This window comes from Lentzea sp. CC55 (assembly GCF_021056325.1).
GTDB classification, from domain to species: domain Bacteria; phylum Actinomycetota; class Actinomycetes; order Mycobacteriales; family Pseudonocardiaceae; genus Lentzea; species Lentzea jiangxiensis.
On sequence record NZ_JAJCXE010000021.1, the window covers coordinates 77,936 to 91,860 of the forward strand.

14 protein-coding genes are annotated in these 13,925 nt (G+C 70.8%); 12 read left to right on the forward strand and 2 right to left on the reverse strand.

Features of this window, described 5'->3' with window-relative positions; translation table 11 throughout:
• Positions 1–2: 2 nt before the first annotated feature.
• From L6E10_RS15400 to L6E10_RS15450, 11 genes are all read left to right on the forward strand, one after another.
• Positions 3–479 (forward strand): hypothetical protein, encoded by a 477-nt coding sequence (locus tag L6E10_RS15400; protein ID WP_236220211.1) that lies wholly within the window; start codon positions 3–5, stop codon positions 477–479.
• Positions 454–3,315, forward strand: a complete 2,862-nt coding sequence (locus L6E10_RS15405) for an ATP-binding protein (protein ID WP_374236685.1) — start codon at positions 454–456, stop codon at positions 3,313–3,315. The genes L6E10_RS15400 and L6E10_RS15405 overlap by 26 nt, the downstream gene beginning before the upstream one ends.
• Complete coding sequence (locus L6E10_RS15410; RefSeq protein WP_236220212.1) at positions 3,312–5,180, forward strand: hypothetical protein; 1,869 nt, start codon at positions 3,312–3,314, stop codon at positions 5,178–5,180. The genes L6E10_RS15405 and L6E10_RS15410 overlap by 4 nt, the downstream gene beginning before the upstream one ends.
• 12 nt (positions 5,181–5,192) lie before the next feature.
• Complete coding sequence (locus L6E10_RS15415; RefSeq protein ID WP_236220213.1) at positions 5,193–5,789, forward strand: hypothetical protein; 597 nt, start codon at positions 5,193–5,195, stop codon at positions 5,787–5,789.
• A gap of 2 nt (positions 5,790–5,791) precedes the next feature.
• Positions 5,792–6,793, forward strand: coding sequence for a C40 family peptidase (locus tag L6E10_RS15420; protein ID WP_236220214.1), 1,002 nt, complete (start codon positions 5,792–5,794; stop codon positions 6,791–6,793).
• 18 nt (positions 6,794–6,811) lie between these two features.
• Positions 6,812–7,285, forward strand: a complete 474-nt coding sequence (locus L6E10_RS15425; RefSeq protein WP_236220215.1) for a hypothetical protein — start codon at positions 6,812–6,814, stop codon at positions 7,283–7,285.
• The gene (locus L6E10_RS15430; protein WP_236220216.1) at positions 7,282–7,476 is read left to right on the forward strand and encodes a hypothetical protein; all 195 of its coding nucleotides are present in this window, start codon (positions 7,282–7,284) and stop codon (positions 7,474–7,476) included. The genes L6E10_RS15425 and L6E10_RS15430 overlap by 4 nt, the downstream gene beginning before the upstream one ends.
• 18 nt (positions 7,477–7,494) lie before the next feature.
• Positions 7,495–8,901: an RNB domain-containing ribonuclease gene (locus L6E10_RS15435; RefSeq protein ID WP_236220217.1), complete on the forward strand. Its 1,407-nt coding sequence runs from the start codon at positions 7,495–7,497 to the stop codon at positions 8,899–8,901.
• 423 nt (positions 8,902–9,324) lie between these two features.
• Positions 9,325–9,990 (forward strand): NADPH-dependent F420 reductase, encoded by a 666-nt coding sequence (gene npdG, locus L6E10_RS15440; protein WP_236220218.1) that lies wholly within the window; start codon positions 9,325–9,327, stop codon positions 9,988–9,990.
• Positions 9,990–10,751 (forward strand): helical backbone metal receptor, encoded by a 762-nt coding sequence (locus tag L6E10_RS15445; protein WP_236220219.1) that lies wholly within the window; start codon positions 9,990–9,992, stop codon positions 10,749–10,751. Before npdG ends, L6E10_RS15445 begins: the two co-directional genes overlap by 1 nt.
• A gap of 50 nt (positions 10,752–10,801) precedes the next feature.
• Positions 10,802–11,227 carry an RICIN domain-containing protein gene (locus tag L6E10_RS15450; protein WP_236220220.1) on the forward strand — a complete coding sequence of 142 codons (426 nt, stop codon included), beginning with the start codon at positions 10,802–10,804 and terminating at the stop codon, positions 11,225–11,227.
• Here the strand turns inward: L6E10_RS15450 and pip are convergent.
• A complete protein-coding gene (gene pip, locus L6E10_RS15455; RefSeq protein ID WP_236220221.1) occupies positions 11,224–12,165 on the reverse strand; it encodes a prolyl aminopeptidase in 942 nt (313 codons plus the stop codon). The two genes, L6E10_RS15450 and pip, sit on opposite strands and share 4 nt — an antisense overlap.
• 18 nt (positions 12,166–12,183) lie before the next feature.
• On the opposite strand from pip, the gene L6E10_RS15460 reads away from it, so the two are divergent.
• Positions 12,184–13,041: a glutathione S-transferase family protein gene (locus L6E10_RS15460; protein ID WP_236220222.1), complete on the forward strand. Its 858-nt coding sequence runs from the start codon at positions 12,184–12,186 to the stop codon at positions 13,039–13,041.
• A gap of 10 nt (positions 13,042–13,051) precedes the next feature.
• On the opposite strand, the gene panB is transcribed toward L6E10_RS15460, so the two are convergent.
• Complete coding sequence (panB, locus tag L6E10_RS15465; RefSeq protein ID WP_236220223.1) at positions 13,052–13,906, reverse strand: 3-methyl-2-oxobutanoate hydroxymethyltransferase; 855 nt, start codon at positions 13,904–13,906, stop codon at positions 13,052–13,054.
• Positions 13,907–13,925 lie beyond the last annotated feature (19 nt).

Genomic DNA, 13,925 nt, shown 5'->3' on the forward strand with positions numbered 1-13,925 from the left:
AAGTGCGGGTCCGCACCGACGACGAGGTCTACCGGGTCGACGCCGTCTGGCTTGGCCCGCCCAAAGCGACTTTTCCCTGGCGCGCGCGATACGTCGCGTGGGGCGTCGGGATCGTCGTTTTCCTCCTCGTACTCACGATCGAGCGCCAGATGGGCATCGGGTTCGGGTTCTTCTCGACCGCGTGGGCCCTCGTCGCGACGATCATCCTCACCAGGTTCATCACCCAGCGGATCAGCCATGAACGGCCCCTCACGGCCGTCATGTCGATGTGGGTCCGCGAGCTCACCGCACCTCGAGAACGCACGGCCAGCACCGGCGGAGCGGCCAGCGCCGCCCGGATCCGGGTCACCCCGCAGCGGCCTCGTCCCAAGTTGAGCAAGAAACAACAACAACGGGCGAGACAGCAGGCCCAGCCCCGCCGGACGTCAGACAGCCGTAAGAAGGAGGTTCGCGGTGTTCGGACGCCGGCGAGACCGTGACCGTCGCTCCGCCCAGCACATCGCCCAGCACGCCGCGGCCGACCCCCGTGAGCGCGACAGGGCCGCCTATTCCAAACGCGGCCGCCGCCTGCCCGGCGAGCAGGCCGTGCCGAGCTACACGCCGTCGATCAGCGCCCGCAGCATCGACGGTCACCTGCTGCGCACCGGCCAGGAGGTCTACGCCTGGTACCGGCTCGCGCCGCAGCGCTGGTCGTTCCGCAGCGACTCGCAGCGCCAGGACCTGATCGCCGCCATCGCGGGCCAGTACGCCGAGCTGCAGGGCCGCTGGATGCACCTGCGGGTCACCACGCGGCCGTACCCGATCCGCATGTGGGCCGAGGCGCACGTGCACAACGCCGTCAAGCGCCTCCCGGACACCCCGGGCACGCTGTCGTTCGACGACTACATGGTCGGCGAGCAGCAGCAGCTGATGGGCCGCTCGATGGCCGAGAAAGAGGTCTACCTGGGCGTCCAGGTGCAGACCCGCAACATGATGGACCGCGCGGTCGAACGCGCGGCCCCCGTGCTGCGCAAGGTCTTCCCGGACGCCGTCGACGCCGAGCTGGTGGCGCTCGACTCCGAGGTCGAGCACCTCGACCAGGTCATCGGCTCCGCGGGTCTCGAAGGCCGTCCCGCGACGGCCGAGGAGATGTCCTGGCTGATGCACCGGTCGTGCTCGCTGGGCCTGCCCGCGCCGCGCAACCTGCCCGCCGTGCCGGGCGCCGCGTGGGAGCCGGAGGACCTGGCCAGCTTCACCGACGCCGCGGACTTCCACCAGGAGCCCTACTCGCCGACGGTCACCGTGCGCGGCCGCACCGGTTCGAACGCGGGCATCAAGCGCCACGTCGCCGTGCTCACGGTCGGGCTCATGCACGGCCTGCAGATCCCCGAGGTCGACGACCCGTGGGTGCAACGCGCGGACCGGCTGCCGGCGTCCGTCGAGTGGTCGGCCCGCATCTACGTGCGCAGGCCCGAGGAGGTCTCGGGCGAGCTGTCGCGGCAGATGAGCAAGGTCCGCTCGCAGGTCCGCCACTACACCGATGAGCACGAGCTCGAACCGCCGCAGTCGCTCGCCCGCCAGGCCGGCCGCGTGCTGGAGATCGACGACGAGATGACGTCGGGCTTCACCGCGCTGGGCACCCGGGTGCGCAGCTGGTGGCGGCTCGCGGTCAGCGGCCCGACCGAGCGCGAGGCCCTGCGCCTGGCCCAGTCGCTGCTGGAGCTCTACAAGCCGAAGATCGCGATCGAGCACCCCGAGGCCCAGTACGCGATCGCCCGCGAGTTCATCCCCGGCGAACCGCTGTCCAACGGCGCGTACCTGCGCCGCGGCAGCGTGTTGTGGGCGGCCAGCGCCGTTCCCACGGCGACGGCCGAGGTCGGTGACCGCCGCGGCATCCTGCTCGGCGAGACCGTCACGGCCACCCGCCGCCCGGTCGCGTGGGACCCGTGGATGGCGCAGGAGCTCCGCGACGCCTCGGGCCTCACGGCCATGGTCGCGGGCCTCGGTGCCGGCAAGTCGTTCCTCGGCGGCGGCATGGTCTACAAGACGCTGCGCGCGGGCGCCCACTGGACGTTGCTCGACCCGTCCGGCCCGCTCTCGGCGCTGTGCGAACTGCCGGAGCTGCGGCCGTACGCGCGGCCGATCAACCTGCTCAACGCCCAGCCCGGCATCCTCAACCCGTACCGGGTGGTCGCCGAGCCGATGATCGAGCACTTCCTCGACGAGGACGACCCGGAACGGGCCTGGCGCCGGGAGAAGGCCCTCGCGGCCGCCACCCGCCGCCGTCTCGTGCTGGACGTGCTCACCGGCCTGCTGCCGTTCGAGGTCGCGCGCCTGCCGCAGACGCGCATCGTGCTGCTGCGCGCCGTCCGCACGGTCGGTGGCCGCTTCGACGCCCACCCCGGGCTCGTCTTCGAGGCGCTGCGCCGGGACGCGTCCGAGCACCACGAGCACGCCGTCGTGGTCGCGGACTTCCTCGACGAGATGCGCGAGCGCATGTCGCTGCTCATCCCCGAGGAGAACCACGACCCGTACAACGAGGTGCGCGACGACCGGCTCACCGTCCTCACGATGGCGGGCCTCAACCTGCCCAAGGACGGCGTCGGCCGCGAGCACTGGACGGACGCGGAGTCGCTCGGCGTCGAGATGCTGAACCTCGCCGCCTGGCTCACCCAGCGCTCGATCTACGAAAAGCCCAAGGACCAGCGCAAGGGCGTCTGGATCGACGAGGCGTTCTTCCTCTCGGAGGTCCCGACCGGTCGTGTGCTGATGAACCGCTTCGCGCGTGACTCGCGCAAGTGGAACGTCCGCGTGCTGCTGTCCAGCCAGATCCCCGCCGACTTCCTCAAGATCCAGGGCTTCGTCGCGCTGCTCGACTCGGTCTTCGTCGGCCGTCTCGACGACGACCAGGCGCAGGCGGACGCGTTGCGGCTGCTCAAGGTTCCGGTCGGCGCCGGCTACGAGCAGGTCGTCGCCTCGCTCGGCCGCCGCCCCGGTGGCGAGCGCACCGCGACCGAACGCGACCGCGCGCCGAGGCAGTTCATCTTCGGCGACGGTGCCGGTGGCGTGGAGCGGATCCGCATCGACTTCAGCGGCCCGCACCTGGAACACCTGCGCAACGCCCTCGACACGACGCCCGATGCCAAGCGCGACAACGGCAAGGGCGAACTCGTGCCGGCGGACGACCACGAAGCGGCTCCGCAGCCGCCCGCCTACGTGCCCGACGAGATCGACGACGAACTGGCGGCGGACATGGAGCTCGGACTGACGGAGGAAGAGGCCCAGCTGGTGGGCCACGGTGACGGGCCCCACCGCCGCCGGGACGGCGGCGCATGACCGCGCTGACGGTCGTGCTCGCGATCGCCGCCTTGCTCTGGGCGAGGCGGCGGTTCGCGCTGCGCACGTCAGCGAAGTCCCGCTCGGTCATGGCGGTGTCCGTGATCCTGGCGCTGCAGGTGGTCATCGGTGCCCCGATGGCGCACGCCCAGTCCTGCAACGACGCGCCCAACCCGGAACGGCCCGGCGCGGGCATGGTCGGCGCGCTCGACCCGCCGGTCGGCAACGGCCTGCCGGGCTCGGCGTACCTCGACTACGGCTACGCGGGCATGGTGTGGCACTACCACCAGGCCAACTGCTCGATCGTGCCGAACGCCAACGCCACGCTCGACACGTGGGCGGGCAACGAGCTCTTCAGCATCGGCAAGAACATCGTCGGTGCCACGAACGCGTTGCACTACACCGTGATGGGCCGCGGTCTGCTGGTCCCGCTGGACGACGCCGTGAAGGACGGTGTGCAGAAGGTCTACGACAACGTCTACCTGCGCTGGTTCGGGCTGGTGGCGTTGATCCTCGCGATCCTGATGTTCCGGCAGATCTGGACAGGCGACTTCGCCACGATCTCCAAACGCGGGCTCTGGGCGCTGGCGGCCATGTGGCTGGCGACGTCCACGTTGGCCCTGCCCCAGTTCTACAACCTCCTCGACAACACGCTGGTGTCCAAGACGTCGGAGATCCAAGCCGGGTTCATCGAGGCGCCCGAGGAACAGGGCACGCTCCACGTGCTGCCGACGAAGCTGCACGACGCCGTCGTGTACCAGAGCTGGCTGCGCGGCGCGTTCGGCACGCCGGAGGCACCGCAGGCCGCCGAGTACGGCCCGCGCATCCTCAAGACGCAGGCGTGGACGACGGCCGAGATCGCCGAGGGCAAGGACGGCGACCAAGCCGCGCTCGACGCCAAGAAGGCCGAGTGGAAGGCACTGGAGGGCCAGCTCGGCACCGCCAAGGGTTACTTCGACGGCACCGACGGCAGCCGCACCGGCGCGGGATTCCTCGCGCTGCTGCAGTCCATCGCGTTCTCGCTGTTCCAGCTGTTCGCGAAGGCCGCGGTGCTGCTGGCCCAGCTGCTGCTGCGCATCCTGACGCTCGCCGGTCCGCTGATCGGCCTGGTCGCGCTGCTGCACCACGACCTGCTGCGCAAGGTCGCCCGCGCCGCCGCCGTGACGATCTTCAACGTGCTGGTGCTCGCGGTCCTCGCGGGCGTCCACGCGCTGCTGCTGCAGGCGATCTTCAACGCGACGGGGCTGTCGCTGCTGACGCGCACGTTGCTCGGCCTGATGCTCACGCTCGTGTGCTTCGTGATCGGCAAACCGTTGCGGCGCATGTGGCAGATGGTCGAGATGTCCGTCGGCTCGGCGAGCAACGTCCTGCCGATGAGCGGGGGCGTCTGGTCGAAGATGATGGGCCGCAAGAAGCAGGCCGGGCCGACGCCGCAGGACGAGTTCTGGGACTCCGTGCGCGACAGCGACGCGGGCGGCGAAGAGGTCCCGCAGCGCGGTCGCGGTCGCGTCCGCCCGGAGGCCTCGAACCCGGTCATGGCGACGGCGCAGCGGCTCGACCGCGACTCCCAGTCCGGCCAGATCATCAGCGGACCGGACGGCAACGGCGTGCGGGCGGGAGCGCTGCCCGCGGGCTCGGGCCCGGCGGCGCTGCCCGTCGCCCGCTCGCGCGTGGTCGACAGCCCGCCGGTCACCGACAGGCAGTGGGACCGGGTCGACGACGCGGTGCTCGTGCCGTCGCGGACCGGCGGCTACTCCGCTCCCGTGCAGGAACCCCGCAGGGCCGAGACAGAAGTGGTGGCAGGACGTCCGGTGCACGTGATCTACCGGCCTTCGCGTGGGTTCGAAGTCCGGGACAACAGCTGAGAGGGGGCGTAAGTGCCGATCCGGACCAACCGCGGCCGTGCCGCGGTCTACCGCAGGCTGTGGGGATGGCCGCTGCGTTCCCCGCGGCACCTGGCCGCGTCGATCATCATCTTCGTGGTGGTGGTCGTCGCGCTCGGCCTGATCATCCCGCGGGTGCTCGACCGCACGCCGGCTGACCCGTCGGCGGCCGGTCAGCCCTCGACGTCGGCGCAGGGCACCCAGGTGGGCCAGTTGCCGTCCAGCGCCACGTCGCTGCCGACCAAGGCGGCGCCACCGTCGATCTCGGCGTCCGCCGCGCCTCCGCAGGCCGACGCGCAGCTGATCGCCGAGCTGTGGGCGGAGAACTGGATCAAGCCGCCGCCGGACGACGACGTGAACAAGTGGCTCGCGCAGCTCCGCCCGTACACCACGGAGGAGTTCCTGGCCCAGATGGCGACCATCGACCCGAAGAACGTGCCCACCAAGATCACCCAGAAGGTCAAGGCGAAGAAGTCCTTCACCTCGTCGGCCGACTTCGAGGTGGGCACGGACTCGGGCAAGGTCGTCATCACGCTGGTCAAGACGCCGGCCAACGAGTGGCGTGTGAACAGCTACACGAAGGCGGACTGACGATGCGCTTGCTGGTGCTGATCGGGGCCCTCGCAGCCGTCGTGGTGATCGCGGTGACGACATCGGGCGTGACGCAGGTCGTCAGCAACTCCACGAACCCGGCGGCGGGGGCGAACTTCGCGCGGATGAGCTGCAACGCCGCCATCGGCCCGTGGGACGCGGGCGGCGGCAACAAGGGCCGCCACGACGCGTCGCGGCTCAACGAGGAGCAGCGCAACATCGTCGCGCGCATCATCTCCATCGGCCAGGAGCGCAAGCTGCCGCCGCTCGCGTGGCAGATCGCGATCCAGGCGGGCATGACCGAGTCGGGCCTGCGGCCGCTCAACTACGGCGACCGCGACTCGCTGGGCATCTTCCAGATGCGCCCGTCGATGGGCTGGGGGTCGCCGGCCCAGGTGACCGACCCGACGTACTCGATCAACAAGTTCTACGACGTGCTGCTGAAGGTGCCGGACTGGGAGAACAAGCGGCCCGGCGACTCGGCGCAGGCCGTCGAGCGCTCGGCGTTCCCCGACCGCTACCACAACTGGGAGGCCATGGCCGCCTTCCTGCTGGGCGAGCTCGGTGCCGTCAGCGACCCGGCCGGCTGCGGTTCGGGCGCGGGGGAGTTCCTGCTGGCGTCGAACGCGGCGGGCATCGCCATCCAGTTCACCAAGGAACAGCTGGGCGAGCCGTACCTGTGGGGCGGCAACGGCCCGGACGCGTGGGACTGCTCCGGCATCCTGGTGAAGGCGTTCCGCGCGGCCGGGGTGCAGATCCCCCGCGTGGCGAACGACCAGTACGAGAAGGGCGGCGCCCACCTCCCGGTGCGCGACGCCCAGGCAGGCGACCTGATCTTCTGGGCTACCGACACCTCGAACCCGCGCACGGTGCACCACGTGGGCATGTACCTCGGCGGTGACGAGTACATCCACGCACCTCAAACGGGTGATGTCGTGAAGATCAGCAAGATCAACTGGAACTATCACGAGTTGATGCCGCTGGCCGTCCGGCCGGGCGTGTAGATCGCGGGGAGGCGCTGCATGTTCAACCACGACCCCATCCCGAGGCCTTCCGGACCGCCCGCGTCGAGCACTCCGGTGCGTGACTACACGGCGGCCGGTGCTCCGGGGGTCTCGGCGGACTACGTGGTCATCCCACGTGCCCTGGCCGAGGCCATGCCGCTGCCGTGGCAGCAGCACCTGACGCACCTGCTGGCGGACTTCCACCGCACGTACGGCCACCTCAAGTGGCCGATCTACCGCGTGGTGCCGTCCCGCTACGAGAAGCTGAGCGACCTCGACGAGGACCAGCTGGCCGAGGTCGGCGCGATCATGGAGATCGACTCCGACGGTTCGCTCGTCTACCGCGACCGCTCCGGACGCAAGATCGAGAACGCCGAGGACCGCACGGTGCTGGTCTCGTGTTTGGACCCGATCCCGGCGGAGTACGCCAACGCCAACCAGTCCACGCCGCCGCGGGGATTCCCGGCGCCTTTGGGAGGCGAACGCGTATGAGTGACAGCAGCGGTTGGTACTTCTGCCTGACCCACCAGGCGGTGGAGCACGGCAAGGGCTGCAAGGGCCCCGACCGCATGGGCCCCTACCCGGACGAGGCCACCGCGGCCCGAGCCCTGGAGATCGCGAGGGAACGGACCCGGGCGGCCGACGAGTCCGACAAGAAGTGGCGCGGCGACGACGAGGACTGATCGGCCTAGGCTGTGCGGGTGGCTTCACTGGTGATCCGCACTGGCCGTGCTGACGTTTCCTTCGACGGCATCCGCACCGAGTTCGGTCTGCCGTCCTCGTTCCCGGCAGCCGTTCTCGCCGAGGCGGAGGCGGCGGTCTCCCGCGACCCGGGAGACCGCCCCGACCTCACCTCGATCCCCCTGGTGACGATCGACCCACCCGGCGCGAAGGACCTGGACCAGGCCCTCTGCGTGACGAAGGGCCCCGGCGGCTTCACCGTCCACTACGCGATCGCCGACCTCGGCACCTTCGTGACGCCGGGCGGCCCCCTCGACACCGAGGTCCGCCGCCGCGGCCAGACCCTCTACCTCCCGGACGGCAACGTCCCCCTGCACCCGACGGTCCTCTCCGAAGGCGCGGCCTCGCTCCTGCCCGGCGTGACCCGTCCCGCGGTCCTGTGGACCTTCGAGTGCGACGCCGAAGGCAAGCCCACCTCCGTCGAGGTGCGCCGTGCCCTGGTCCGCTCCACGGCCCAGTTCGACTACGCCGCGGTCCAGGAGTCGTTCGACGCGGGCACCCCGCACCCCTCGGTGGCGGCCCTGGCGGAGTTCGGCCCCCTGCGCCGCGCCTACGCGCGGGAACGCGGCGCCATCGAACTCCAGCTCCCGGAACAGGAGATCGAGTCGAACGGCTCCGGCTGGCGCCTCGTCACCCGCCCCCGGACCGAGGTCGACGCCTGGAACGCCGAGATCTCCCTGATGACGGGCATGGCCGCCGCCGAGGTCATGATCGAGGCCGGGGTCGGCATCCTCCGCACCCTGCCGGACCCGGACCCGGAGGCCGTGAGGTCCCTGCGCAAATCCGCGGCGGCCCTCCAGGTCCCGTGGCCCGGCGACCTCTCCCCGGGAGCCTTCCTGGCAGGCCTCGACGCGCGCACCCCGGAAGCCCTGGCCCTCTTCACCGACGCCACCCGCCTGCTGCGGGGCGCGGGCTACTCGGCCTTCAACGGCGAGCTCCCCGAACTGACCACCCACGCTGGCGTAGCCGCCCCGTACACCCACGTCACCGCACCCCTGCGCCGCCTCGTGGACCGCTTCGCCACCGAGGTCTGCCTGGCCGTCACCGCGGGACAGGACCTCCCGGCCTGGCTCGCGGAGGCACTCCCGCGACTCCCGCCGCTGATGGGCGCCTCCGACTCCCTGGCAGCGAAGGTGGACCGCGCCGCCCTGGACCAGGTGGAAGCCCAGGTGCTGGCCGGACGCGTGGGCCAGGAGTTCGACGCCGCGGTCCTGCGCTCCCACGAGAACGACGCCGAGATCTTCGTGGCGGAACCCCCGGTGCTCGCCAAGTGCTCGGGGAAGGACCTTCCGGAAGGCGAACGCATCCGCGTGAAGCTGACCGAGGCGGACCCGGCGGAGCGCAAGGTCAGGTTCGAACGCGCCTGACCCACCCAATGGCGAGCCGAGCCGCGATGGCGAAGCCGAGCCGCACCAGCTATCCGCCTCTGAGCAGCGGTGATGACGCAACCACGACGGCGATCGGGGCTTGACTTCGGGTGCGAGATGCTACCGTTGCCCGGATCGGCCGAGCCTTTCCCGCTCGGCTTTTCAGGCCGCCCGGCATCTCGCAAGGGCCCTGAAGTCAAGCCCCGATCGCAATCGTCGCGAAGCGGCGATGACCCAACCACGCGCGATACAGCGACCACCGCGCAAACGTGACATCGCGAACCGGTGACCCCTCCGCCGGAACGGGAACCGGCCAACGCAAGCCGACCCGCGCACCAGCCACCCCGCCTCGCGACCAGACCACTGCCCGACAAAGGTCACTTTGCACAGCCCACCCCCGCCCGCCCGTGTGAAGATGCAGGGGTGACAGACATTCGTGACCTCACAGTCGGCGTCCTCGGTGGCACCGGAGCCCAGGGCAAGGGCCTCGCCATCCGCTGGGCCGCTGCAGGCGTCAAGGTGATCATCGGCTCCCGCAGCGCCGACCGCGCCGAACTCGCGGCCAAGGAGATCGTCGAGGCGGCGGGCGGCGACGTCAGGGGTGCGGACAACGCGGACTGCGCCGCGGATTCGGACATCGTCCTCGTGGCGGTTCCGTGGGACGGCCACGGCGACCTGCTCGCCGCCCTGCGCGACCAGCTCGCCGGCAAGATCGTCATCGACTGCGTGAACCCGCTCGGCTTCGACAAGCAGGGCCCGTTCGCCCTGCCCGTCACCGAGGGCAGCGCCGCGCAGCAGGCCGAGCTGCTGCTGCCGGAGTCCCAGGTCACGGCCGCGTTCCACCACGTGTCCGCCGTCCTGCTCGCCGACCTGTCGGTGTCCGAAGTGGACATGGACGTCCTGGTGCTGGGCGACGACCGCGAGGCCACCGACACGGTGCGCGCACTGGCCGAGCTCGTGCCCGGTTTCCGCGGCGTGTACGGCGGCCGGCTGCGCAACGCCCACCAGGTCGAGGCGTTCACCGCGAACCTCATCGCGGTCAACCGCCGCTACAAGACCCACGCCGGTCTGAAGATCACGGGAGTCTGATGCTCCCCGTCGACGACCTCGGCGAGCCGGTCGCACTGGACCGGCCGCGCAGAGTGGTCAGCCTGGTGCCGTCGATCACCGAGGCCGTCGCGGTGACCGTCCCGGACTCCCTGGTGGGCGCGACGGACTACTGCACGCATCCGTCCGGTTTGGACGTCGCGAGGGTCGGCGGGTCGAAGTACCCGGACGTCGACGCGGTGCTCGCGCTCGCCCCGGACCTCGTGATCGCGAACTCCGAGGAGAACCGCCCGGAGGACGTGGAACGGTTGCGCGCCAACGGGATCAACGTCTGGGTGACCGAGGCGCCGAAGACCGTCCCGATGGCACTGGGGTCGCTGCGGCGGCTCTTCGGCCTCGGCTGGGACCTCGAACCGGACTGGCTCACCAGGGCGGAAGACCTCTGGCGCGAGGCGAAACCGGCCACGCTCACCGCGCTGGTCCCGGTCTGGCGGCGTCCGTGGATCGTCGCGGGCCGGGACACGTTCGCCACCGATGTGCTGCGGCGCCTGGGGTTCGAGAACGTCTACGCCACCCACGCCGAGCGCTACCCCAGGCCGAGCCTCGAAGAGCTGAACTCGAAGCGCCCGGACGTCGTGGTCCTGCCCGACGAACCGTACGAGTTCACGCACGAAGACGGCCCCGAGAGCTTCCCCGGACTACCGTACGTGCTGGTCAACGGCAGGCACCTGACGTGGTACGGCCCGTCGCTCGTCGAGGCGCGCCGCAGCCTGGAACGGGCGCTCGCCTACGGCCAGGGTTGACAACCCCGGGTGGATTCGGAGGAACGCCCGCGCTGCCAGGATCCTCGCCCATGGGGAAACCAGCCGCGATCATCGCGACAGTCGCCGCCGCAACCGCGCTCACCGCCGTTCCCGCCCACGCCGAGCCGGTGGTCGTCTACCAGCTCGCCGGCACCACCCGCTGCCTCGCCGACACCGGCACCAACGTGGTCCTGAGGACCTGCGACGAGGTCTCGGACGACCAGCGCTGGATCGTCCCGATCAGCGGCGGCGTCGACTGGCCGCACAACATCGCCACCGACAGGTGCCTCGGCGTCACCGGCACCGGTGACGTCCTGGGACAGGCGTGCGGCGGCAGCGCCTCCCAGCGCTGGCGCCGCGTGCCGTCCGGGGCCGCGTTCCAGTTCCGCAACGCCGGCACCGGCAAGTGCCTCACCGCCACGGTGACCGTCGCGGCGTGCACGACGTCCAGCGCGAAGTGGGTCGGGCTCCGCTAGTCGCGGAACCGGTCCGTCGCCTCCAGCAACGCGGACAGGATGCCGGGCTCGTCGTAGGCGTGCCCGGCGTCCGGCACCAGCACCAGCTCCGAACCGGGCCACGCCCTGTGCAGGTCCCACGCCGACACCGCGGGCGTCGCGATGTCGTACCGGCCCTGCACGATCACGCCCGGGATGCCCTCCAGCCGCACGGCGTCCCGGATCAGCTGCCCCTCCTCGAACCAGCCGCCGTTCACGAAGTAGTGGTTCTCGATCCGCGCGAACGCCAGCGCGTACGACGGCTCGGCGAACTCCGCCACCAGCTCCGGCCGCGGCAGCAGCGTCACCGTCGCGCCCTCCCACGTGCTCCACGCGACGGCCGCCGGCCCGTGCACCTCGGGGTCGGGCGAGGACAGCAGCCGCGCGTACAGCTCGACGGGATCACCCGCGAGTCCGGCCAGCGGCGCCGTGAACTTCTCCCACAGGTCGGGGAACAGGTGCGCCGCACCACCGCGGTAGTACCAGTCCACTTCGGACGAACGCAGCGTGAAGATCCCGCGCAGCACCAGTTCCGAGACGCGGGACGGGTGCGTCTCGGCGTAGGCGAGCGCCAGCGTCGAGCCCCAGGAGCCGCCGAAGACCTGCCACCGCGGGATGCCGAGCGACTCGCGCAGCAGTTCCATGTCGGCCACGAGGTGCCAGGTCGTGTTCAGCGACAGGTCGTCCGTCGTGGAGGCGTGCGGCGTCGAACGGCCGCAGCCGCGCTGGTCGAACAGGACGATCCGGTAGGCCGACGGGTCGAAGAGACGCCGGTGCGCCGGGGAGCACCCGCCACCGGGACCGCCGTGCAGGAAGACGACGGGTTTGCCGGACGGGTTGCCGCACTCCTCCCAGTACACGAGGTTGCCGTCGCCGGTGTCCAGGTGGCCGGACGTGTGGGGCTCGATCTCCGGGTACATGGGCCTATCGTCGAGCACATGGCGCAGTTCACGAAGGAGACGTCGGCCACCGGCGCGTTCGTCCGGCAGCCGAACCGCTTCACCGCACGCCCGGAGCCCGAGCCGGGCCGCTACCGGCTCGTCGTCAGCCTCGCGTGCCCGTGGGCGCACCGCGCGGTCGTCGTGCGCAAGTTCCTCGGTCTCGAGGAGGCGATCTCGCTGGCGGTCGTCGACCCGATCCGCGACGACCGCGGCTGGCGCTTCCCCGAGACCGACCCGGTCCTCGGCATCGACTACCTCAAGCAGGCCTACGACAACGCCGACGAGCGCTACGAGGGCCGCGTCACGGTCCCGGCGCTGGTCGACACGACCACCGGGCAGGTCGTCACCAACGACTACCCGCAGATCACCCTGGACTTCAGCCTGAAGTGGCGCCCGGAGAGCACCCTCTACCCGCAGCACCTCCGGGACGAGGTCGACGCCTGGATCGAGCCGATCTTCCACAACGTCAACAACGGCGTCTACAAGGCGGGTTTCGCCACGTCGCAGGAGGCCTACGAGGAGGCGTACGCGAACCTGTTCGCCGAGCTCGACCGGATCGAGGAGCACCTCGCGACCCGCACCTACCTGGTGGGGGAGCAGCTCACCGAGGCCGACGTCCGGCTCTGGACCACGCTCGTCCGGTTCGACGCCGTCTACCACGGCCACTTCAAGTGCAACCGCAACAAGCTCACGGAGATGCCGAACCTCTGGCGGTACGCGAAGCGCCTGTACGCGCAGTTCGGCGACACCGTGAACTGGGACCACATCAAGCGCCACTACTACGTGACGCACCACCAGATCAATCCGACCGGGATCGTGCCGGCGGGTCCAGACCCGGAGGCCTGGACCCGCTGAAGGGCACGACTCAGTGGAAGGTGTGCTCGGGACCGGGGAACTGGTGCCCGCGCACCTCGGCGGCGAACTCGGCCGCCGCGCCCAGCATGATGTTCCCGACGTCCGCGTAGCGCTTGACGAACCGTGGTGCCTTGCCGCGGTTCAGGCCCATCATGTCCTGCCACACCAGCACCTGGGCGTCGGTGTCCGGACCGGCGCCGATGCCCACGGTCGGGATGACCAGGTCGTGCGTGATCTGCTTCGCGACCTCGGCGGTCACCATCTCCAGCACGACCGCGAACGCGCCCGCCTCCTGCACGGCCAGCGCGTCCTGCACCACGACGTCGTGGTTGTCGTGACGGCCCTGCACGCGGTAGCCGCCGAGCTGGTGCTCGGACTGCGGGGTGAAGCCGATGTGCGCCATGACCGGGATGCCCGCGGCGGTGATCGCGCGGATGTGCGGCGCGAAGTACGAGCCGCCCTCCAGCTTGACCGCGTGCGCCTGGCCTTCCTTCATGAACCGGACCGCCGTCGCCACGGCCTGCTCGACCGACACCTGGTAGGAGCCGAACGGCAGGTCGGCGACGACGAGGGAGCGCTTGACCGAGCGGGTCACCGCGCGGACCAGCGGCACGAGCTCGTCCACCGTGACCGGCAGCGAGGAGTCGTGGCCGTAGACGGTGTTGGACGCGGAGTCGCCGACCAGCAGGACGGGGATGCCTGCCTCGTCGAAGATCGAGGCGGTGAACGTGTCGTACGAGGTGAGCATGGGCCACGCCTCGCCGCGTTCCTTCATCTCCCGCAGGTGGTGGACGCGAACGCGCTTGGCGGGGGGCTTCTGGCCCGCTCCGGAGCCGTAGGGCGCGGGAACTTCGGCAGTGGTCATCGTCGACCGGTCCTTTCCT

What these genes read in the sequence shown, in the direction of transcription:
- L6E10_RS15410 (WP_236220212.1), top strand. Translation starts at nt 3,312, where the DNA reads ATGACCGCGCTGACGGTCGTGCTCGCGATCGCCGCCTTGCTCTGGGCG.
- L6E10_RS15420 (WP_236220214.1), top strand. Translation starts at nt 5,792, where the DNA reads ATGCGCTTGCTGGTGCTGATCGGGGCCCTCGCAGCCGTCGTGGTGATC.
- L6E10_RS15425 (WP_236220215.1), top strand. Translation starts at nt 6,812, where the DNA reads ATGTTCAACCACGACCCCATCCCGAGGCCTTCCGGACCGCCCGCGTCG.
- L6E10_RS15430 (WP_236220216.1), top strand. Translation starts at nt 7,282, where the DNA reads ATGAGTGACAGCAGCGGTTGGTACTTCTGCCTGACCCACCAGGCGGTG.
- L6E10_RS15445 (WP_236220219.1), top strand. Translation starts at nt 9,990, where the DNA reads ATGCTCCCCGTCGACGACCTCGGCGAGCCGGTCGCACTGGACCGGCCG.
- L6E10_RS15450 (WP_236220220.1), top strand. Translation starts at nt 10,802, where the DNA reads ATGGGGAAACCAGCCGCGATCATCGCGACAGTCGCCGCCGCAACCGCG.
- pip (WP_236220221.1), bottom strand. Translation starts at nt 12,165, where the DNA reads ATGTACCCGGAGATCGAGCCCCACACGTCCGGCCACCTGGACACCGGC.
- L6E10_RS15460 (WP_236220222.1), top strand. Translation starts at nt 12,184, where the DNA reads ATGGCGCAGTTCACGAAGGAGACGTCGGCCACCGGCGCGTTCGTCCGG.
- panB (WP_236220223.1), bottom strand. Translation starts at nt 13,906, where the DNA reads ATGACCACTGCCGAAGTTCCCGCGCCCTACGGCTCCGGAGCGGGCCAG.